Annotated in this window: 24 protein-coding genes and 1 pseudogene; 12 read left to right on the plus strand and 13 right to left on the minus strand. The window is 70.1% G+C overall.

Translation table 11 applies throughout. The features are described 5' to 3' along the window. Positions 1-299: 299 nt before the first annotated feature. From ACF08N_RS07385 to ACF08N_RS07395, 3 genes are all read right to left on the minus strand, one after another. Positions 300-632 (minus strand): hypothetical protein, encoded by a 333-nt coding sequence (locus ACF08N_RS07385; protein ID WP_392323610.1) that lies wholly within the window; start codon positions 630-632, stop codon positions 300-302. Further along, on the minus strand, positions 629-871 hold the full coding sequence (locus tag ACF08N_RS07390; RefSeq protein ID WP_392323611.1) for a hypothetical protein: 243 nt from the start codon (positions 869-871) through the stop codon (positions 629-631). Before ACF08N_RS07390 ends, ACF08N_RS07385 begins: the two co-directional genes overlap by 4 nt. Positions 872-1,048: 177 nt before the next feature. Then, complete coding sequence (locus ACF08N_RS07395) at positions 1,049-1,276, minus strand: hypothetical protein (RefSeq protein ID WP_392323612.1); 228 nt, start codon at positions 1,274-1,276, stop codon at positions 1,049-1,051. Between the two features lie 316 nt (positions 1,277-1,592). On the opposite strand from ACF08N_RS07395, the gene ACF08N_RS07400 reads away from it, so the two are divergent. Together ACF08N_RS07400 and ACF08N_RS07405 are read left to right on the plus strand one after the other, a co-directional pair. Then, complete coding sequence (locus ACF08N_RS07400; RefSeq protein WP_392323613.1) at positions 1,593-1,934, plus strand: DNA/RNA non-specific endonuclease; 342 nt, start codon at positions 1,593-1,595, stop codon at positions 1,932-1,934. Positions 1,935-1,948: 14 nt separating this feature from the next. Next, positions 1,949-2,473: an SMI1/KNR4 family protein gene (locus ACF08N_RS07405; protein ID WP_392323614.1), complete on the plus strand. Its 525-nt coding sequence runs from the start codon at positions 1,949-1,951 to the stop codon at positions 2,471-2,473. Between the two features lie 593 nt (positions 2,474-3,066). Here ACF08N_RS07405 and ACF08N_RS07410 read toward each other — a convergent pair. After that, a pseudogene (locus ACF08N_RS07410) lies at positions 3,067-3,159 on the minus strand (hypothetical protein); the annotation flags it as partial. Positions 3,160-3,304: 145 nt separating this feature from the next. After that, positions 3,305-3,709, minus strand: coding sequence for a hypothetical protein (locus tag ACF08N_RS07415; protein WP_392323615.1), 405 nt, complete (start codon positions 3,707-3,709; stop codon positions 3,305-3,307). 522 nt (positions 3,710-4,231) lie between these two features. Between ACF08N_RS07415 and ACF08N_RS07420 the strand changes: the two genes are divergently transcribed. Next, positions 4,232-4,696: a hypothetical protein gene (locus tag ACF08N_RS07420; protein ID WP_392323616.1), complete on the plus strand. Its 465-nt coding sequence runs from the start codon at positions 4,232-4,234 to the stop codon at positions 4,694-4,696. Between the two features lie 37 nt (positions 4,697-4,733). Here ACF08N_RS07420 and ACF08N_RS07425 read toward each other — a convergent pair whose 3' ends face one another. Continuing rightward, positions 4,734-5,684, minus strand: a complete 951-nt coding sequence (locus tag ACF08N_RS07425; protein WP_392323617.1) for an RNA polymerase sigma-70 factor — start codon at positions 5,682-5,684, stop codon at positions 4,734-4,736. Positions 5,685-5,859: 175 nt separating this feature from the next. Between ACF08N_RS07425 and ACF08N_RS07430 the strand changes: the two genes are divergently transcribed. Further along, on the plus strand, positions 5,860-6,345 hold the full coding sequence (locus ACF08N_RS07430) for a carboxymuconolactone decarboxylase family protein (protein ID WP_392323618.1): 486 nt from the start codon (positions 5,860-5,862) through the stop codon (positions 6,343-6,345). Positions 6,346-6,415: 70 nt separating this feature from the next. Here the strand turns inward: ACF08N_RS07430 and ACF08N_RS07435 are convergent, their stop codons facing one another. Both ACF08N_RS07435 and ACF08N_RS07440 read right to left on the minus strand, forming a co-directional pair. Next, entirely contained in the window at positions 6,416-6,712 is a 297-nt protein-coding gene (locus tag ACF08N_RS07435; protein WP_392323619.1) for a DUF397 domain-containing protein, read from the minus strand. Next, on the minus strand, positions 6,693-7,547 hold the full coding sequence (locus ACF08N_RS07440) for a helix-turn-helix domain-containing protein (protein WP_392323620.1): 855 nt from the start codon (positions 7,545-7,547) through the stop codon (positions 6,693-6,695). The genes ACF08N_RS07435 and ACF08N_RS07440 overlap by 20 nt, the downstream gene beginning before the upstream one ends. Positions 7,548-7,724: 177 nt before the next feature. On the opposite strand from ACF08N_RS07440, the gene ACF08N_RS07445 reads away from it, so the two are divergent. The 3 genes from ACF08N_RS07445 to ACF08N_RS07455 are packed head-to-tail and all read left to right on the plus strand — an operon-like array spanning position 7,725 to position 9,260. After that, entirely contained in the window at positions 7,725-7,928 is a 204-nt protein-coding gene (locus ACF08N_RS07445; RefSeq protein WP_392323621.1) for a hypothetical protein, read from the plus strand. Further along, the gene (locus ACF08N_RS07450) at positions 7,928-8,338 is read left to right on the plus strand and encodes an ATP-binding protein (RefSeq protein WP_392323622.1); all 411 of its coding nucleotides are present in this window, start codon (positions 7,928-7,930) and stop codon (positions 8,336-8,338) included. Before ACF08N_RS07445 ends, ACF08N_RS07450 begins: the two co-directional genes overlap by 1 nt. 46 nt (positions 8,339-8,384) lie before the next feature. Beyond that, positions 8,385-9,260 (plus strand): DUF6612 family protein, encoded by an 876-nt coding sequence (locus ACF08N_RS07455; RefSeq protein ID WP_392323623.1) that lies wholly within the window; start codon positions 8,385-8,387, stop codon positions 9,258-9,260. Positions 9,261-9,318: 58 nt separating this feature from the next. Here the strand turns inward: ACF08N_RS07455 and ACF08N_RS07460 are convergent, their stop codons facing one another. Continuing rightward, on the minus strand, positions 9,319-9,822 hold the full coding sequence (locus ACF08N_RS07460; RefSeq protein ID WP_392323624.1) for a DUF1877 family protein: 504 nt from the start codon (positions 9,820-9,822) through the stop codon (positions 9,319-9,321). A gap of 159 nt (positions 9,823-9,981) precedes the next feature. Here ACF08N_RS07460 and ACF08N_RS07465 point away from each other — a divergent pair, with 159 nt between their 5' ends. Next, on the plus strand, positions 9,982-10,902 hold the full coding sequence (locus tag ACF08N_RS07465; RefSeq protein ID WP_392323625.1) for a L,D-transpeptidase family protein: 921 nt from the start codon (positions 9,982-9,984) through the stop codon (positions 10,900-10,902). Here the strand turns inward: ACF08N_RS07465 and ACF08N_RS07470 are convergent. Next, positions 10,865-11,236, minus strand: a complete 372-nt coding sequence (locus tag ACF08N_RS07470) for a hypothetical protein (RefSeq protein ID WP_392323626.1) — start codon at positions 11,234-11,236, stop codon at positions 10,865-10,867. The genes ACF08N_RS07465 and ACF08N_RS07470 overlap by 38 nt on opposite strands. Positions 11,237-11,828: 592 nt before the next feature. Here ACF08N_RS07470 and ACF08N_RS07475 point away from each other — a divergent pair. Both ACF08N_RS07475 and ACF08N_RS07480 read left to right on the plus strand, forming a co-directional pair. After that, complete coding sequence (locus ACF08N_RS07475; RefSeq protein WP_392323627.1) at positions 11,829-12,557, plus strand: RNA polymerase sigma factor; 729 nt, start codon at positions 11,829-11,831, stop codon at positions 12,555-12,557. Next, positions 12,557-13,588 (plus strand): hypothetical protein, encoded by a 1,032-nt coding sequence (locus ACF08N_RS07480; protein ID WP_392323628.1) that lies wholly within the window; start codon positions 12,557-12,559, stop codon positions 13,586-13,588. Before ACF08N_RS07475 ends, ACF08N_RS07480 begins: the two co-directional genes overlap by 1 nt. A gap of 266 nt (positions 13,589-13,854) precedes the next feature. Here the strand turns inward: ACF08N_RS07480 and ACF08N_RS07485 are convergent, their stop codons facing one another. Continuing rightward, positions 13,855-14,706, minus strand: coding sequence for a L,D-transpeptidase family protein (locus tag ACF08N_RS07485; RefSeq protein WP_392323629.1), 852 nt, complete (start codon positions 14,704-14,706; stop codon positions 13,855-13,857). A gap of 259 nt (positions 14,707-14,965) precedes the next feature. Between ACF08N_RS07485 and ACF08N_RS07490 the strand changes: the two genes are divergently transcribed. Both ACF08N_RS07490 and leuE read left to right on the plus strand, forming a co-directional pair. Continuing rightward, entirely contained in the window at positions 14,966-16,546 is a 1,581-nt protein-coding gene (locus ACF08N_RS07490; RefSeq protein WP_392323630.1) for a methylmalonyl-CoA mutase, read from the plus strand. A gap of 59 nt (positions 16,547-16,605) precedes the next feature. Continuing rightward, positions 16,606-17,256 (plus strand): leucine efflux protein LeuE, encoded by a 651-nt coding sequence (gene leuE, locus ACF08N_RS07495; RefSeq protein ID WP_392323631.1) that lies wholly within the window; start codon positions 16,606-16,608, stop codon positions 17,254-17,256. A gap of 91 nt (positions 17,257-17,347) precedes the next feature. On the opposite strand, the gene ACF08N_RS07500 is transcribed toward leuE, so the two are convergent. Together ACF08N_RS07500 and ACF08N_RS07505 are read right to left on the minus strand one after the other, a co-directional pair. Further along, positions 17,348-18,664 (minus strand): polysialyltransferase family glycosyltransferase, encoded by a 1,317-nt coding sequence (locus tag ACF08N_RS07500; RefSeq protein ID WP_392323632.1) that lies wholly within the window; start codon positions 18,662-18,664, stop codon positions 17,348-17,350. Then, positions 18,664-19,647, minus strand: coding sequence for a glycosyltransferase family 2 protein (locus ACF08N_RS07505; protein WP_392323633.1), 984 nt, complete (start codon positions 19,645-19,647; stop codon positions 18,664-18,666). Before ACF08N_RS07505 ends, ACF08N_RS07500 begins: the two co-directional genes overlap by 1 nt. Positions 19,648-19,768: the final 121 nt, after the last annotated feature.

The raw sequence follows: 19,768 nt of genomic DNA on the forward strand, positions 1-19,768 counted from the left end.
TTCGATAAGTAGGGGCTTTGCGCCAAGAATCGGCTCCGGCGAGATTGCCCGTCGGAGCCGCTTCGCGTGCACGCTGTAATAAGCCGGTGGTGACTCGTCCCTGCTGCGGACTCCAAGTGCCCGATCACGGCAGAGGATGCCAGAGGCCCTCTCGGCTGACCCTGGGGACGAATGACCGTGGTGTGGACGTCTCCGCCGTGCGCGGTGATCAGCTGTGCGATGCCATCGCCCTCGCGGACGCACCTGCCGGTAGTCGGGTCGCCCGGGGGTGGGATTCCCCGGGCGACCCGACCACAGCGTCAGAACCCGGTGGGGTAATCGTCGGTTCTGATCACGCGGGCGAGGTAGAACCCGCGCTCTCCCTTGGCCGTGGTGGTCTCGTGGTACTCGATGAGGCCGAGTCCGCGCGGCATGGGCGAGACATACGCTCCGGGAAGGCCCGGAAGCGGCCGGCCGCTGGGAGGAAGCACGCCCAGTTCCAGGGCCTCTCGCATCTCGACCATGACGGAGGAGACGGCCGACATCACGTCGGCGGGAGTGTCGAGGCTGAAGAGGATTTCTTCGACCTGGGGTGAGAGAGTCAGCGGATCTTCCTCTTCCGGACCTTCGTACGGGTAGTACCCGTCGCTCACCGCCCGCGCTCCCGCAGCTCTCGCATGACCGTGGACGCGGGGCGACCAGGAGCGGTACGCGCCTTCACCGCGGCGGCGGTGCGAGCGGTCTGAGGGTCGCCTGCCACCTGGACGAGGAGCCACCAGTTCGTCAGGACGTGCCCGATCGTCTCGGGGGTGGCTTCGCCCATCTCGCGGTAGAACTCCATGCGCTGCGCGGGGGGCAGAGCGGCAGCGACGGCGTTCTGCGTGCGAGGCATCGGCTGCGGGTCTGAGTGAATCGGCTGTGTGCTCACGGTGTCCTCCAGAGTGGGGCCCCGCCAGCGTATCCGGCGGAGCGTGGACGCCTCAGCTCCTCGCGGAGCTCAGGGGCGCGGGAGCGCGCGGCCGGGCCTGGGCGTGGTCGGAAGCAGGCGCGGTCACCGTGCGCCGCGCAATCACTCGGCACGGTCTTCGTGCCCGCGGTACCTGCCCTGGAGGAGGCCGAGCGCATCGGGCACCGGCGGGAAGTGCGGTACGCACTCCGGGCAGGCGTACACGTTGAACCCGGGACCGGAGTTCTGGTGCACCTCGGAGACGAGCACGCGCGCGTCCGTGATGTGGTTGCAGCGCACGCACAGGCGGACGGGTTTCCGCATCGGCACGCCGGGGGTCGGCTCACTCACCAGGCCGCCCCCGTCGCGTGCACGTCACGGGTGTCCAGGTCGACGCCGAAGTCCGCCGCCATCACGGCGGTTAAACACCGCAACCGCTGGCGGGCGCGCTCCTCGTGTCGCTCGTGCTCGACCAGGTAGGGGCGGATGAGGACCGTGTCCTCCCCGTCGAGCCTCTCACCGAGCCCGTACAGGGATTACGGTGGGCAGACCTGGGCCTTCTATCAGCCCCTGGACGACCAGGGGCGTGCCACGGGCATGCAAGCCTGCCTCAACAAGGGAGACTTCAACTACACGAAGGACAACGGAGAGACTGCCTTCCCCGACAATGACGCCACCGCGATCTGGGGAGCCCTTTCCCGTCGAGGACTGGGGAGACAACCCGAAGGGCATGAAGAAGGGTATGCACAGGGGGCACCTCCTGGGGCGCCAACTGGGCGGTGACGGTGAGGACCGCAGGAATCTGGTCCTCCTGTATGCCCGTGTCAATACGCCGGAAATGCGGGACATCGAGACCGAGATAGCCGAGCGTATCCAAGGGAATGAGGCAATTCTGTACAGTGTGATTCCGCACTACGGAAACGGCGGAAATATTCCGACGAGTCTCACTTTGACCGCTGCCGGTAGCAAGGGGTATGCACTGAACTATCCCTTGATCAATCAGCCATAGCGGGAAGAGGGACAATGACCCCTTGGGTTGAGAGAATCGTCGGCGCTACGGGGTGGCAGCCGCGCGACATCCAGATTTCCTGGACTGTTGTGGAGGAAGCTCTGGGTGTCGAGCTGCCGGGCGACTTCAAGGAGTTGTGCGCCACCTTCGGCCGTGGAGAGTTCTCCGGATACGTCACCGTGCTGGCTTCCGCCGGAGGCGAGTCCTCTGCGGTGGTCGACAACCTGCGAAGGCTGCACAGCATCTTCGATCGAAGGCCAACCGCCCGCCGCCTCTACGAGCCCTACGGAGTCCATCCTGAAGGCAGGCTGATTCAGTGGGCGGACACGGCTGATGAGGCAGAGTTCCACTGGCTCGTACAGTCGGACAGGCCGGAATCGTGGAAGGTCGTGGCGCGTCGGGCTACCGACGAGCCCTGGCACGAACTGGAGATGTCGACATCGGAGTTCCTGTACCGAGTCCTGAAGGACGAGGAATTCGCTCCGTTCGGTATCGCCCGGCAGGTTCCTGAAGCCTCGTTCGAGCCGTTGGAAGAATAGCTGGAAGGGCGGGGGAGTGATCATGTCCCCCGTCCGGCCCGCCGTCCCGATTCGTTCGGGACGGCGGGCCGCGGCTTTTTTCAGTGGACAACCCTCGTGTGACACCTGGACACCGGAGCAGCTGACGGCCATAGGGTGACCCGATGCCTGCCAGAGGTGCAAGCCCTGTTCCGACGACACCTCGGTGAAGATGGCTGCGGGGCAGCGGGTCCGAATTCCTGCGTTCGGTGGACCCGGCGTGTGTCGAGGCCGCGGAGGGGTTCTGGGCGTCCTTCGTGCACGACGTCGAGATCGGGGACTACTACGAGGGATCGTTGTAGCGCTGACTGGGGCCTTATGGGCCGGCGCGCAGGAGCTGGACCAGGCCGATCCACGTGTGCTCGTTGGCCTCGGTGTATACGGCGCGGATCTTCCTGGTGCCGGCGGGCAGAGGAACGGGCGCCGGATCGGATTTCGTTGACGACACTCATCGCAGTGAGTGTGTCCACAACCTCACTGTCGACGGCGTCCACACGTACTACGTGGGGAGCCCGCGAGGGGCTCGTGAGGAGGCGCTCGGCCGTGGCGATCAGCTCGGCTTCGGACGGGGCCGCGAGCCATTGCAGGAAGGCCCGGTGCTCGGGGAGATAGCAGGTGGCGGAGGTCTCGTCTCCCAGGGCCGGCGGAGGCCGCCGGGAAGCCGGCAGCCGAGCCTACCCTCGACGCCAAGACCCAGCCGTCGGTGCAGCGCCGACGAGTGCTGTTCCATGAGTCTCCGCGGCGAACGGTGCAGCGGACACCGCAATGCGATGCCGGACCATGTGCAGCTCACCCGGCCGCGCGGCAACCAGGTCAACTCGCCGGGCTGGTCAGGACGCAGTTCGGATAATCGTTGTCCGGATCGCCGACGGCGACCCAGAGCTTCAGGACCTTGCCTTGCCTCAAGGCGGCGTAGGCGTCGGGCTCCCGCTCACCCGTTTCGGGGTGATCGGCGTCGAAGGTCACACCGACGAAGCTTTGCTTCTTGTTGGCGCCTTGCTCCCAGGTGCCTGTTCCGGACCAGGCCAAACTGTCGTACCAGCCGACGGCGAGGCAGACTTTATCGGCGATGAACGTCCCGTCCTGCTTCAGCGTGAGGGTGCCGCCGTCGGCATCGGTCCACGTGGTCGCAAGTTCGGCCGGCTTCAGAACGACCGGTTCGCCGTCGGGCGGCGGCATGACGGTGAACCTGCCGCAGGCCGTCAGGGCGAGAGCCATGGCGAGCAAGATCAGCGCAGTACGACAGGAACGCAACACACTCCACCCCTAGCGGGTTCCGCAGGCCTCGTGCGAGACCGATGGGCTCAGGAACTCATGCCGTACCCTGGCACGGAATTTGAACACGTTCAAGTGTCAGTCGTCGGCGGCCGCTCTTCACGAGGCGTGAGTCGGTACGGCAGCGAAGTACCGCAACCACAGCGGCCGATCGCGGTCGGGCCGCAAATAGCCCATGGATCACCTTCTTCGCGAACCGCTTCCTGGCCCGGCGCACGCGACGGTCCATGCCATCACCACTTGACGCGACGGGCACCGCGACAGGTTGCTGACCAACCAGGGCAGAGAACAGCTGCCCGCCGCTACACCACACCAGGGGACATGACCACCCCTGGCACCAAGTGAGCATGTCCACTTCCGAATTCGTCTACCGTGTGCTGGCGGATCCGGAGTTCGAGCCGTTCTCGATCGCGAGACTGTTCCCGGAGCCGGACTTCTTCCCGATGGATTGAGTGGTGGCGTGCGATGCGCATCGGTGCCGTCCGGCGCACCGTGGCGGGCCTGCTCCTGGGCTTGTTGCCAGTGCCGGTGCTCGCCTCGTGCGGCGAGGAGCCGAAGAAGCACTTCCCGGGCGCCTTCCCGGGCACGCACACCGATGTGAGCGCCGCCCAGGCGTTCCGTGACTTCGACATCGTCGTGCCGGAGTCGACGGAGGTCGTCGGGTACTACGCCTGGTCCGAGGACGACGAGTACCCGATGGCCGCGGTGCTGCTCATGCCCTGCTCCGAGGTGTCCGGCTTCGTCTCCCGCAGTGGACTGCGCCCGGCTTCCTCCCCCCACAGTGCCCTCGTCGGTGTCCAGGTCTTCGCGGGGGACCACGGCTGGAGCGAGGACGACGAGGACGACCGGTACCTCCGGGTCGCAGACGGGGCGGTGGGCGTCCTGGTCCATCCGACGGGCAGGGAATGCACGGTGTACCTCCACACGTGACAGCTGACCAGGGCATGGCCCCGGGGCCGCCCCCGGCTCAGCGGCGCAGGGCCGTCTCGCGCTGCATGTGGGACAGCTTCTCGGGATTGCGCACGGCGTAGAACCCGGTGATGAGGCCGTCGTCGATGCGCACCGCCACGACGGTGTCGATCTCGCCGTCGAGCCGGAGAACCAGCGCCGGGTAGCCGTTCACCTGTGCCGGCCGCAGCGACCCCATCGCGGCGATCCTGCCCATCCGGGCGACCATCAGGCGGCCCACCTTGTCGGCCCCCACGACCGGCCGCAGGACGGCCTGCTTGATTCCGCCACCGTCACCGATCAGGACGACATCCGGCGCGAGGATGTCGAGCAGGCCCTGCAGATCGCCCGTTTCGGTCGCCCGCAGGAACGCGTCGAGCGCGTCTCGTGTCACGGTCGGGGACACGACCCCGCGCGGCCGGCGCGCCGCGACGTGTGCCCGTGCCCGGTGCGCGATCTGGCGGACCGCGGCCGGGCTCTTGTCGACGGCTTCGGCGATCTCGTCGTACCCGAGGTCGAACACCTCGCGCAGCACGAACACCGCCCGCTCGGTCGGCGTGAGCGTCTCGAGCACGAGCAGCATCGCCATCGAGACGCTGTCGGCCAGCTCGACGTCCTCGGCCACGTCCGGGGCGGTCAGCAACGGCTCGGGCAACCATTGACCGACGTAGGACTCCCGGCGGCGGCCGAGCGTTCGCAGCCGGTTCAGCGCCTGGCGGGTGGTGATCCGGACCAGGTACGCACGCTGGTCCCGCACCGTGCCGAGGTCGACGCCCGCCCACCGCAGCCAGGTCTCCTGCAGGACGTCCTCCGCGTCGGCGGCCGAGCCGAGCATCTCGTAGGCGACGGTGAACAGCAGGTTGCGATGGGCGACGAACGCGTCGGTGGCGGGGTCCGTGGGATCCGTGCGTCCGCCGTCGGCGAGCTGCCCGGCCGTGTCCTCTGTGCGCTCGCTGTGCTCGCTCTTCACCGGCTGCTCCTGCCTGTTCGCTCTCGACGGCGACACGCGCACAAGACGCCGGTCCCCGCGGCTCTGTGACATCCATGAGCGGTGACGTACGTCACGCCGCCGCTCCGTCACAGGGAGCGGGTCGCCGGCATCTGGTGTTCGTCAGTGCATCACCACCACAAGTGAGGACGCAGTCATGGACGCCCGATTCGACATGTTCGACAACGAGATCGGCCTCAAGTTCGCCAAGCGGTTCGCAGGCGCCGCCATGGTGATCCACCAGTCGCCGCTGCCGAAGTCCACCCAGGAGCTGGTGTCGCTGCGCGTCAGCCAGATCAACGGCTGCGGTTGGTGCATCGACATGCACGCCAAGGAGGCCGCAGCCGAGGGCGAGACCGCGGTCCGGCTCCATCTGGTCGCCGCCTGGCGCGAGTCCACCGTGTTCACCGAGGCCGAGCGGGCCGCGCTGGCGTTCGCCGAAGAGGGCACCCGGCTCGCCGACGCCCACCACGGCGTGTCCGACGAGACCTGGGCCCAGGTGCGCAAGCACTACGACGACGACTGGATCGCCGCGCTGGTCGCCTTGGTCGCCCTGATCAACGCGGCCAACCGGCTCGCCGTGATCGTGCACCAGCGGGGAGGTTCCTACGAGCCCGGCATGTTCGCCGCCGCGCTCGGCTGACCGGCGGATGAATCCGGCCCGGCCCGGCATCACGCGACCCAGGCCGGGCACGGCAGCCCCCGAGCTTCGCCTACGCAGCCCCGACGGCCCCGTCCTTCAAGGCCGTCACGAACGACGACCAGGCCGGGGCCGCAAGGGTGAGGACCGGGCCGCTCGGGACCTTGGAGTCGCGGACGGGGACGACGCCGGTGTGGGCGTCGCACACCTCGACGCAGTCTCCGCCGTCGCCGTTGCTGTACGTGCTCTTGCGCCAGGTGGCCGCGCCGGGGAACGCCTCGGCGACCTCGACGCAGTCACCGCCGGTGCCGTTGCTGTAGCTGCTCTTGCGCCAGACGGCGGTGCTCAAGTCAATCCCGCTGTTTGCCATTTCGAACATCCTCAGCCGCTTCCTCGATCAGGGCGAGGGACGCCTCCGGCGGCAATGCGGCGGCCCTGAGCAGATCGTACGACCTGCGGTACTCCTCCACGAGGGCCGGATCGTCGATGGTGTCCCCGCTGTGCTGTGACTCCAAGTAGACCAGGGGAGGGGCGTCGGGGAAGGTCATGACCTTGGCCATGCCCATCATGAGAGGGTGCGGCCCGCAGTTCCACGGAAGGATCTGGGGAACGATCCGGCGGCGACGTGCCAGCGCCGCGATGTGCTCCAGTTGCTCGGCTGTCTGCTCCGGGGGAAGGATCGGCTGGCGCAACAGCACCTCGGACAGGATCGCCCAGTACATCGGCGTCTTGTGGTTGTCCTCGAAGAGGCGGGCCCGTGCCAGCCGGGCGCTGACCTTCTCCTGCACCTCCTCGTCCGGGGCCAGCGGCATGGCCGCCCGAACCAGCGCCCGCGCGTAGACGTCGGTCTGGAGCAGGCCCGGGATCAGCGTCGGGCACCACTCCTCGATGGCCTTGGCGTGCTTCTCCGCCTCCAGCACCCGCTCGAAGTAGCTCGCGTGGCCCCGCCGCTTCGCCCTCCGCACGTCCTCGCAGCGCCGCCGGAAGAAGCCGTCCGTCCCGAGCACCTTGTCCACGTGCTCGGCCAGTTCCGCCGGCATGCGGCGCGTGCCGCGTTCGATCTCGCTGAGGTGGCTGGGGCCGTAGAAGCTGCCCTCGACCAGCTGCTGGAGGGTGAGGCCCGCCTCCTCCCGTTTCCACCGCAACTCACTGCCGTAGAAGGTGGGGACGCTCGCCGATCCGTCGATGTCCTTGCGCTGCCCCATCGTTCACCGTCCTTGGTGCCGTTACCGCCCGCTACCCGGCGTTCCCCGGCCCGTACCAACTGTGCCCCGCATACGTGCAGTTCAGGGCCGGGTGCCCGAACCCCTTCCACGCTACGCGGGCCCGCGTCAGGGTGTGAGCAGTTCGTCACACAGCGCACTGGAAGGTGTGAACCGCTCATGCACGACCACTCCGAAGCCGACGACTGCGCCGCCGATCTGCGGGCCGCGCTCGCCGAGCACGGCATCACGCTGCCGTCCCTCGGCGTCGACCTGCCGACGTTCGCCGCCCGCTACCCGACCCGGCCGCTCATCGCGCTGGGCAACTGCAACCTGCTCACCGCCCGGGCGCTGGTCGCCGCCCTGCGCAAGGGAGTTGCGTGATGCGGTCACCCCTGACCCTGCACCTCCTGGCCACCCCCAAGGACGTGTCCGAGGTGCGCCGCGCTCTGCGTGCGTACGTGGGCGGGCCGTGCGCCGACCTCCAGCTCTGCGCGAGCGAGCTTCTCGGCAATGTCGTCCGGCACCTGGGTGAGGGTCTCCCCGTGACGGTCCGGGTGGCGTGCGAGGGGGACCGTACGCGGCTGGAGGTCACCGACCCCGACCCCCGCGCCCTGCCCGTCCTGTGCCGGGCCGCCGCCGATGACGAGACCGGCCGCGGCCTCGCGCTGCTCGACGCGCTGACCCTGCGGTGGGGCGTGGAGCAGGGGCCGGGAGGCAAGACCGTGTGGTGCGAGTTGGGGGGCATTCCTGCCGGTTCGCGCGCAATGGGCGTCGGCGTGATCGCGGGCTGACCGCTGCTGTACAGTCCGCGCCCCGCCTGACGTAAGGAAGAGGTCCATGCGCACTCGTCGCCGTACCGCCGCGCTCGTTCTCCCGCTCGTGCTCGCGCTCGCCGCGTGCGGTGCGGAGGAGGGGGACGCGGGGGGCGCGAAGGCCCCCGAGGCGACGCCGTCCGCCGAGGCATCCACGAAGGCACCAGAGACGCCCGAGTCCCCCGAGGACTTCCTCGACCTCGCCGAGAAGGCGATGGCCGACGGCCGTGCATGGACCTTCTCCGTCACCGGGCAGGAGGGGCTGACCTTCCAGGGGCAGAAGAGCGATGCCACCTACCGCGCCACCGTCCGACGCGGCATGGACCCGGAGGCGCTGCATTCCCAGGGCGTCAGCACCAGCAGCAAGGGGACGAAGCGGAACGAGGAGATCTACGTCGTCGACGACACGGCGTACGTCAAGGAGGGCGACGCGGCCTGGAAGGACGCGCCCGCTTCCGCCCCCGAGATGCGGAACAAGATCGAGGACCCGGTCGCGGTCGTCGCGGAGTTCCGGGCGTACGCGCAGGCGGCAGGCGACGACGTGACGGTGACCGAGGCGGGCGGCACCGTCGAACTGCGGGTCGCGAGCGAGCGGCAGAAGCTGTCGGCCGTGCGCGACCGGGCGTGGGCGAAGAAGGCGGAGCGGGAGTTCGACCCCACCGCCGAACAGCTCCGCAAGGCCGGTGTCCCGGTGAACAAGGAGCAGCTGACGCTCTCCCGCCTGGAGGAGGTGCTGGTCCTGGACGCGACGACGTACCGGATCAAGAGCCACCGGTTCGCGTTCGGCTTCCTCGTCCCGTACGCGGGCGGCCAGGACATCGCGTACGAGCAGGACGTACGGGAGGAGAACCAGGGCGCGTCCGAGGGGACGATCGAGCTTCCCGCCGGCCTGCGGCGCTGAGCGCGGGGGCGTCCGGAACGCTCGGAGGCAGGGGCCCGCGGTCGGGGAGCCGGAGTCCTCAGTACCAGAACGCCTTGATCACCGCCCGCCCGTCCGCCGCCGCGCGGCCGTAGAAGGTGGCCAGGTCCCTGTGGTGCCCCTCGTAGATGCCGCGGACCACCTCCTCGGCCCAGGCCGGGCCGAAGGATGCGTGGATCCTGGCGCCGGCCGACTCCCACAGGGTCGCGAACGGCACGTCCGTGAGGAAGGCTGCTGCCGCGCGTGTCTCGGCCGCGGTGAGCAGGGCGAGCGGGGCCTTCGGGCTCGCCGGGTCGTGGAGCACGCGGCCGCCGAATATGGGCAGCTCCCACGCCGCGCCGCCCGCGGGGTGCCCCGAGCCCGCCTCGCACAGCTCGTTGACCGTGTGGAAGTCCTTCTCGATGGACTCCGCGATGCCCGCCGCGTACTCGGCCTTGTGCACGTCCCCGTCCCAGGCCGCACCCATGAAGTCCAGCAGCCAGGCGACGTCCCGGCCCTGGACCTCGGATTCGGCCACGGCCCGCAGATGCATGTGGAAGCTCATGATCCCGGAAGGTACCCCGGGCCACCGACAGCGAAGCACTCGACCCCGTGTCCGCTATGTCCGGTGCCTGGAAATCAGCCGAAGGGCCCTGTATAACCGGCCGCCTTGACATGCGCGGCCCTGCCCCGCCGCGCTGTTCCGACGAGCCAAGGATTTCTCGTGCTGCGCTCTTCCCGTAGGTATGCGTCCGTGCTGGCCGTGGTCGGTGCGATCACTCTGGTGTCCGCGTGCGGAGACCAGGAGCCCGCAGGCTCCGCCGCCTCCGTCGCGCCCGGTGCCACGCACGGGGACCACGACGCGAAGGATGCGTCCGCGTCGCCGAGTCCGTCCGCCTCGGCCTCCGCCTCCGCGTCTCCCTCGGCGTCCGCGTCCGCCTCCCCTTCCGCTTCCGCCAAGGCGTCGGGCAGCGCGGCCCCCAAGGCGACGGCCACCGGGACCGGTTCGGGCAGCGGGTCCACGAGCGAGCGGTCGACCGCCCCCTCGGCGCCGGACTTCCCCGTGCCCGTGAACGTCGGCAACGCCACCCAGGTCATCACCGTCAAGGCCAGCGGCTCGTACGCCACGGTCACCGCCTGGCAGAAGGGCTCCTCCGGCTGGAAGGCGCAGTTCTCCACGAGCGCCGGGCGCGTCGGCTCCAACGGCGTCACCGACGGTGCCACGCGCAAGCAGAGCACGTACACGACGCCCACCGGCACGTACACGATCACCGAGGGCTTCGGTGTGGAGTCCAGCGGCACCGCGATGCCGTACACCAAGGTGAACGACAGCCACTGGTGGGTCCAGGACCCGGAGTCGAAGTACTACAACCAGATGCACACGGCGGAGGGCGCGGACTTCCCGCTCACCGAGTCCGGCGAGCGCGGCAGCGAGCACCTGATCAACTACCCCACGCAGTACGCCAAGGCGCTGGTCATCAACTTCAACCGCTGGCCGGCCGTGCCGGGCCGCGGAGCGGGCATCTTCCTGCACGTCAACGGCAAGGGCGCGACGGCGGGCTGTGTGTCGGTGCCGCGCGCGACGATGGACCGGTTCATGGGCTGGGTCAAGCCGTCGGCGAACCCGCGCATCGCCATCGGCTGACGCGTGCCGGACCCCGCCTCGCTGAAGGCGCTGCTGCCGCCGGCGTGGTCCGTCGATGGTCGACGCGAAGGGGCGGCGGCATCAGCGTCCGCAGCGCCGCCAGGCCGCTGACCGGCTCCTCCCCCAGGGGGGACGCCGGGAGCGGCAGTCGGACACCGTGCCGTTCCAGCCCGGCGAGGTGCTCCTCCTCCAGCGCGTCCAGAACGTCCACGAGGTCGTCGGGCGCGTGCAGCGACTCCGACAGGACGATCTCGACGAACGCGAGCGAGGTGCGGTCCAGCCAGTCCTGCCACGCCGCCCTGCTCGTGTCGGCCATGTCGGGCCGCATGCGCACGGGCGGGTCCTCCTGCGTCAGGCGCCCCTCGCCGAGCGCGTCGCCCGCCCAGTGCGCCGCGAAGCCGCGGGCGAACTCCCCGCATGCTCACGGCCTTCGGCGGCCGCCGTCAGCGACCGGACCAGGTCGACGTCGTGGGTCATGAGGCGACCGTACCGACGGGGTCGGACGGACCCGCCGCGAGCCCCCGGCCTGTGGTGGTCCGGTGCGAAGAAGGTGACCGGCAGATGGCCGGTGAGTGAGAAGTACGTGTGCGAGAGGCGCGGCGAGCGCCGCGTTGCGTATCGAATCCATTACAGATCCGGAGCCGCAGCCATCCCCCCGACAGGCCCGGGCAGGGGCGGAAAGAAGGACGACCGGGGCCGCCACCCCCCACAGGAGAGGCCCCGGTCGTCGCTTCGGACGGGGTCGCAGTGGTACCCCGTACTTCTCTCAGCGCCGTGCGTGCGTTTTCTGTCACACCGCGCTGCATTGTTAGGTTGTTGCCGCTTGTACTAGGCATGGACGTGCACCCGGACGACGACGTAGCGTGCTGGTTCGCGCAGGGTGGCGCGGCAGTGGTGACCAGCTGCGATTCAGACAGGTTGAGGTAGTGCTGGGGGACGACGCGGAGTTGACCGCCGCGGTGCTCGCGGCTCAGGACGGGGACGAAGGTGCCTTCCGGACTGTGTACCGCGCCGTGCACCCGCGGTTGATCGGCTATGTGCGCACGCTCGTGGGCGAGATGGACTCCGAGGACGTCGCGTCCGAGGCGTGGCTGCAGATCGCGCGCGATCTCGACCGCTTCAGCGGTGACGCCGACCGGTTCCGGGGCTGGGCCGCGCGCATCGCCCGCAACCGCGCGCTCGACCACATCCGGATGCGCGGCCGCCGGCCCGCCGTCGGCGGGGACGAGACCGAGCTGACGGGCAAGCCCGCCGAGTCCGACACCGTCGCCGAGGCCATGGAGTCGATCACGACCAACAGCACCATGGCGCTGATCGCGCAGCTGCCGCAGGACCAGGCCGAGGCCGTCGTCCTGAGGGTCGTCGTCGGGCTCGACGCGAAGAGCGCCGCGCAGACGCTCGGCAAGCGCCCCGGCGCCGTACGCACCGCGGCGCACCGCGGGCTGAAGCGGCTTGCCGAACTGCTCCACGAGGGCGGCCACTTCGCCGACGACGGGACGAAGCCGCAGGTGGCCGACGGCCTTCCGACGCCCGCGGGGGAGGAAGAACCCGCTCCGGAACTCGACGGAGTGCCCCCGCAGCGCGGCCGCCGGCGCGGCGCGACGACGCCGGCCGGTGTGACGCATTCCCGCTCGCGGACGCAGAAGGACATGTGATGGCCGACGAGCGGTACGAGTGGCTTGACAGGGACGCGGCGGAGCAGCTGCTGCGCGGTGAGCCTGTCGAGGCCACCGACGAACACGCCCGTACGCAGGCCGCACGGCTCTTCGAGGTCCTGGACGGCGCCGCCGGTCCCGGATATCGCTACGACGACGGCGAGCTGCCCGGCGAGGCGGCCGCCATGGCCGCGTTCCGCAAGGCCAGAGCCGATGCGGCGGCACCCGCGGGTGACCTCTTCGGCACGGCACGCCTGACCCGGCCCGCCGTGCCGGCCTTCGGGCTGCGCTTCGGCCGCCCCGTGCGCTTCGGGCTCGCCGCGGCGGTGGCCGCGTTCGCGCTCGGCGGGGTGGCGGTCGCGGCCGGTACGGGCGTCCTGCCCGCTCCCTTCGGCGGCGACGAGCACCCGCTGCCCGAGTCATCCGTCTCGGTGGCCCAGACCCCCGGCCCCCTGACGTCCGAGACACAGGGGGCCACCGGCGGCGCGTCCACGTCCCCGGGCGCCGGCACGCCCCCGGCGCCTCCGTCGCTCAGCGGTGACCCCTCCGGCTCGCCCTCCGGCCCGGACGGCACGGCGAGCACCGGCGGTACGGACGGCAGCCAGGCGACGCCCGGCGCGGGCGGGGGCCGGGACGCCGAGCTGCGGCGCACGTCGGTCGAGGCGTGCAAGGACTATCGCAACGGCACCATCGCCCCGGAGCGCAAGGAGCGCCTGGACGAGCTGGCGAACGGTGCGGACGGCGTGAAGCGGTTCTGCGACCGGCTGCTCGGCCCCGAGCGGGCCACCGGCGGCGGCAAGGGCAGCGGCGACAGCAACGGCGACGGCTCCGGCGGCGGAGACGGCAAGGGCGAAGGCGAGCGTGACGCGGGCGGCGAGGACTCCGGCGGCGCCGGCTCCGACGACGCCGACCCCGTCGAGGTCCCGCCCATCTCCTGGACGCTCGTCCCGCAGGACTCGGTGGTCACCGTGGCCCCGACCGCTTCGGCGAGCGGGCCTGCCTCGTTGAGCCGGCCCACGAACATCCTCTGACCTGCGAATTTCTGCCCGGCTGAACGTGGTGTGACGTTTTTTCGGCCGGTGGCGCAGTAAGAAGTGAGCCGACTGGTCATCGGCCGCGCGAAGAGCCGGGGTTCCCCCCGTACCTACGGCTCAGCGCACATGGCGCGGGCGGGACACGTTCCCCCGGTCCCGCCCGCGCCCTCTCTGCTCCGGCCCGAAGCCCCGGCTCAAAGCCCCCGGCTCTCCGGCCCGAAGCCCCCCGCCCGAAGCCCTCGCCCTCGCCCTCGCGAGGCACCTCACCAGTAGATGACGACCTTGTCGCCCGTGCGCACCTGGTCGAACAGCGCCGCGATCTTCCCCTTGTCCCGCACGTTGACACAGCCGTGCGAGGCGCCGTTGTAGCCGCGGGCCGCGAAGTCGGACGAGTAGTGGACCGCCTGGCCACCGCTGAAGAACATCGCGTACGGCATGGGCGTGTGGTAGATCGTCGAGACGTGGTCACGGGACTTCCAGCCCACGTTGAACGTGCCCTCGCGGGTCGGCGTGTACTGCGAGCCGAAGCGGACGTCCATCGTCGACAGGACCTTGCCGTCGATCATCCACGACAGCGTGCGCGTGGTCTTGCTGATGCACATCACGCGGCCCGTCATGCACCGCGGGTCCGGCTTCGCCTTCGGCTTCTCGACCTCCTTGCCGTCCAGCTCGTCACGGGTCGGCTTCGTCGTCATGCCGAGCAGCTTCTGCCAGGTGACCTCGTCCGTGCTGCCGGTGGCGGGCAGGCCGCGCTTGCCCTGGAAGCCCTTGACGGCGGTCGTGGTGAGCGGACCGTACGTGCCGGTGGGCTTGTCGTCGAACCAGCCGATCTGCGCCAGCCTGGCCTGCAGTTCGCGTACCTGCTCGCCCTTCGCGCCGGGAGCCATGAGGATCCTCGGCGCGGGAGCGGAGGTGGCGGGCGACGCCGACGGCTTCTCGGACGGCTCGGCCGGTGCCGACGGCGTCGGCGTGGTGGTCGTGGGTGCCGCGCTCGGCGTGGCCGTGGCCCGCGGCTCCTTGGTCGCGGCCTGTGCCGTGCAGCCGGCCGTCACCACGGCCACGGTCATCGCGGCCGCCGCGGCCAGCGTTCTGACCGCCACGTCTCTTCTGAACATGATCGCCCCCCTGAGCATGATCGCCCTCTTTGTCCTTGTGCCTGGTGAGACAGATTCCCTCCCCGCCCGGTTGCGCGATCCCGCGCATCATGGGGGTAACAGTTGGGGGACGAGGTCGACACGAAGGGGCTGTGAGCAAGGTCCCAGCGCGCGGCCCTCCACCCCGTCGCACGCTCACCGCTACAGTCCGTCGCGAGGGTCGTTACCAGTCAGTAGCTCCGGGATTCCGGTCCGAAGTTCTAGCGGGAGGCACAGTCACATGGCGCGCGAGTCCGAGTCGGGACTGCCCATCGAACCGGTCTACGGGCCGGAGGACCTGGCGGGCTGGGACCCGGCCGAAAAACTGGGCGAGCCCGGCGCGTACCCCTTCACGCGCGGCGTGTACCCGACGATGTACACCGGCCGGCCCTGGACCATGCGCCAGTACGCGGGCTTCGGCACGGCCGTCGAGTCCAACGCCCGGTACAAGGAGCTCATCGCCCACGGCACGATGGGCCTGTCCGTCGCCTTCGACCTGCCGACCCAGATGGGCCACGACTCCGACGCCCCCCTCGCGCACGGCGAGGTCGGCAAGGTCGGCGTCGCGATCGACTCGATCGACGACATGCGCGTGCTGTTCGGCGGGATCCCGCTGGACAAGGTCTCCACGTCGATGACCATCAACGCCCCTGCCGCGCTCCTTCTCCTCCTCTACCAACTGGTGGGCGAGGAGCAGGGCGTTCCGGCGGACAAGCTGACCGGCACGATCCAGAACGACGTGCTCAAGGAGTACATCGCCCGCGGCACGTACATCTTCCCGCCCAAGCCCTCGCTGCGGCTGATCGCCGACATCTTCAAGTACTGCAGGACCGAGATCCCGCGGTGGAACACCATCTCGATCTCCGGGTACCACATGGCGGAGGCCGGTGCCTCGCCCGCGCAGGAGATCGCGTTCACCCTCGCCGACGGCATCGAGTACGTCCGTACCGCGGTCGCCGCCGGCATGGACGTCGACGACTTCGCGCCCCGCCTGTCGTTCTTCTTCGTCGCGCGGACCACGATCCTCGAAGAGGTCGCCAAGTTCCGTGCCGCCCGCCGCATCTGGGCCCGGGTGATGAAGGAGGAGTTCGGCGCGAAGGACCCGAAGTCGCTGATGCTGCGCTTCCACACGCAGACGGCCGGGGTGCAGCTCACCGCCCAGCAGCCGGAGGTGAACCTGGTGCGCGTCGCCGTACAGGGCCTCGCGGCGGTCCTCGGCGGGACGCAGTCGCTGCACACCAACTCCTTCGACGAGGCCATCGCCCTGCCGACCGACAAGAGCGCCCGCCTCGCGCTGCGCACCCAGCAGGTCCTCGCGTACGAGACGGACGTGACGGCCACCGTCGACCCGTTCGCCGGTTCCTACGTGGTCGAGAAGATGACGGACGACGTCGAAGCGGCGGCCGTGGCCCTGATGCAGCGCGTCGAGGACCTGGGCGGCGCGGTCAACGCCATCGAGCACGGCTTCCAGAAGAACGAGATCGAGCGCAGCGCCTACCGCATCGCTCAGGAGACCGACTCGGGCGAGCGCGTCGTCGTCGGCGTCAACCGCTTCACGCTCGACGCCGAGGAGCCCTACGAGCCGCTGCGCGTCGACCCCGCGATCGAGGCCCAGCAGGCGGAGCGGCTCGCGAGGCTGCGCGCCGAGCGCGACCAGCAGGCGGTGGACGAGGCGCTCGCCGCGCTGAAGAAGGCCGCCGAGGGTACGGACAACGTGCTCTACCCGATGAAGGACGCGCTCAAGGCCCGCGCCACGGTGGGCGAGGTGTGCAACGCGCTGCGGGAGGTCTGGGGCACGTACGTCCCCACCGACGCCTTCTGATCTTCCGGCATACGAAATGCCGAGGCGGAGTGTCGCACCCTCGTGCGACACTCCGCCTCATGCTGGGTGTCACCGATCTGCCGACCTACCTCGTGGGCCTCGTCCTCATCATCCTTCTGCCGGGGCCGAACTCGCTGTACGTGCTGTCCGTCGCCGCCCGCAAGGGCACCCGGACCGGGTACAAGGCCGCCGCCGGAGTCTTCACCGGCGACGCCATCCTCATGACGCTCGCCGCGCTCGGCGCGGCCTCGCTGCTCCAGACCACTCCGCTGCTGTTCATGATCGTGAAGTACGCGGGCGCCGGCTATCTGACCTGGATGGCGTTCGGCATGCTGCGGGCGGCCTGGGCGATGTGGCGTGCGCGCGGCGAGGCAGGCGCCGAGGAGCCGGCGGGCACGGCGGCCGCGGGGGAGAACCCGTACCGCCGCGCGCTGATCATCAGCCTGTTCAACCCGAAGGCGATCCTCTTCCTGATCTCCTTCTTCGTGCAGTTCGTCGACCCGTCGTACGCGTACCCGGCCGTGTCCTTCCTGGTCCTGGGCAGCCTGCTCCAGCTCAGCAGCTTCCTGTACCTGACGACCCTGATCTTCGGCGGCACGCGCCTGGCCGCGGCCTTCCGCCGCCGCAGGCGCCTCTCGGCCGGCGCGACGTCTGCGGCCGGCGCGCTGTTCCTGGGCTTCGCGGTGAAGCTGTCGCTCAGCAGCGCGTGACGCGGGCCGGCAGGGGCCCCGGACGGGCTGGAAAATCCAGCCCCGCCGGCGTTTGAGGCGCGGGGCTTGGCGCGGAGCCCCAACAGGCGTGTCAGGTCAGGGCCCGCTTCAACCGGCGCGCGCGGCGGACCACGCGGCGGACCGCCGCGTGGCGCGGGACCGGGACGCCGCCCGGCAGGCCCAGAACCGTCAGGCGGCGGCGCTTGAAGTAGCGCATGGTCGACGTGTCGCGCGCCGTGCTGAGGAAGCGTTCCGCCGCCGGCCGCAGGTCCGGCCTGATCTGCGGCTGCATCGCGAAGCCCACCGCGCTCAGCAGCCCCGTGAGCCGTTCGTCCGCCGCGGCCGGCGCGCCCGCCTCGCCCTCCGCGAGGTCCGGGACCAGCGCATCGACGACGGTAAGCGGCACCCGGTTGCTGTTCTGGTACGGCGTGAGCCGGTCAAGCAGCGGCTCCGTGCCGAGCCGGGCGACCGGGATGCCGTAGAACGTGGCCGCCGTGAACAGCGCCGTCGAAAAGCAGCCCGCGACCAGGCCGGGCCGCAGCTGCCGGTAGAGCACCTCGGCGAGCAGCGGCCGGTCCACGACGGTGAGCTCGACACCCAGCGACTCCGCCTCGCGCTCCAGCGTCCGCGTCCAGGACGCGGGGGCCGTCGGGTGCGGTTTGAACACGACGTTCCGGTGGCCCAGTCCGACCACGGCCTTCAGCATGCGCAGGTGCTGCGCCTCCTCCTCCGCGGGCGTGATGATGCCGAGCGCCGCCAGGTACTGGCCCAGAAGCAGCGCCGGTCCCTCCCCGACACCGGGGACGGCCTCGGGGACGACGTCCGACAGTTCCGCGACGATCTTGACGAACGCCTCGGTCGGCACGAGCTGCGGCTCGGCCCCGTACTCGGCCAGCAGAAGGGGCTTCAGACCCGGCACCAGGTCCAGGTGGAACAGCCGCCGCACGCGCTCGCCGACCAACGGGTCGATCTTGTTGCGGGTGGGGCCGTAGCTCATCAGCCCGTCCGCGTACACGTCGAGCGCGGCGTCCGGGAAGAGCTGGGCGATCGCCAGCGCGGGCGCGACCTGGATCGACTCGACGGCCAGCTCGATGCGGTCGTCGCCGAGGTCCCACAGCTGCCGCAGGTACCTCTCCCACAGAGGGATGTCGTCCTGGCGCGGCGACCAGCCGCCGGGGTGGAAGGGGGCGATGGCCTCGTTCCACGACAGCACCCCGTCGAAGCGGCCGCGCAGCCGCTCGAAGCCGGCCATCTCGTCCAGCGACGGCGTGGTCTCGGGTGTCGTCGCGTTGTTCGCGACGAGCAGGAGCCGCCGGTTCGCGGTGGCGAAGCAGCCGCTGTCGATCGCGGCGGCCACGGTCGCCGCTCCGTACAGGGAGGACGCGTAGAAGATCTGGGTGGTGGGCATCAGGCCGCCGCCTCCACGGTGAGGGGGGCGGGGCGGCGGCGCACCCGGCGGAGCCGGGAGGCGCGCTCGATGTCCATCGAGTCGAGAGCCTCGCCCAGAACGTCCTGCGGCATGCGCTTCAGGGCGGCGGCACTCATGGTGCGCAATTTCCTTGCCACGGCGGGCTCGAACCTTTCGATCGATCCCAAGTGGTGGGAAATGACGGCACAATATGTACGGACGGCCTTGGGAAGAAGGCGGTCGGCCTCCGGGTCATTCGCCGTTTCCTGGAGCACCTGGTCGAATGCCTTGATGAAATCGAGCTGCCGGATGTCGCCGATCTGCGTCAGGGAAGAAGCCACTCCGCGCCGGTAGAAGATTCCGAGCCGGCTGATGGTCGCGAACGTCTCCGCCTCGCGGTGCAGCCGCCAGATCCACGGCCGGTCCTCCGCGGTGCGCAGCCCGTGCGTGAAGTGCAGCAGCCCCTGGTCGGCGAGCCTGCGGTGGTACATCCCGGCCCATGCGTAGGGGTAGTCGACGCCGGTGGAGCGGTCGGCGGGCAGGATCCAGTCGCGCGGCCGCAGGACCTCGCCGCGCCGGCCGACGGGTGCCCGGTGCACCTTGCGTTCGCGGGCCGTGCACTGGACGTGGTCCGTGCGGACGAAGTCGACGCCGAGGCTCTCGTGGGCGGCGAGCAGCGCCTCGAAGTGCCCGGGCGCGAGCCAGTCGTCGCCGTCGAGGAAGGTGATGTACTCACCGCGCGCGGCGTCCAGACCCGTGTTGCGGGCGGTGGCGAGCCCGCCGTTCTGCTCATGTCTGATCAGGACCGCGCCCGGAACCGAGCGCTCCGCCCGCTCCAGGATCTCCGGAGTTCCATCCGTCGAGCAGTCGTCGACGAGAAGGAACTCGAAGTCCTCGCGGGCGTTCGCCTGCAGGCTTTTGAGTGTGTCCGGGGCGTATGTCTGCACGTTGTAGAACGGCACGATGACGGAGAGCTTAACCACCTGCGCGACGCTAGGTCGCTGCGCGGCATTCGTATCGACTGTCGGAGGGATGGAAGGTGAACGCAGAGCGTCGAGTTTGTTAACCGGCTCGATTCCGGGGTCTTCGCCCCGTTCGTAGGCG

Origin of the sequence: Streptomyces sp. NPDC015127, assembly GCF_043080095.1 — a bacterium.
GTDB lineage: Bacteria > Actinomycetota > Actinomycetes > Streptomycetales > Streptomycetaceae > Streptomyces.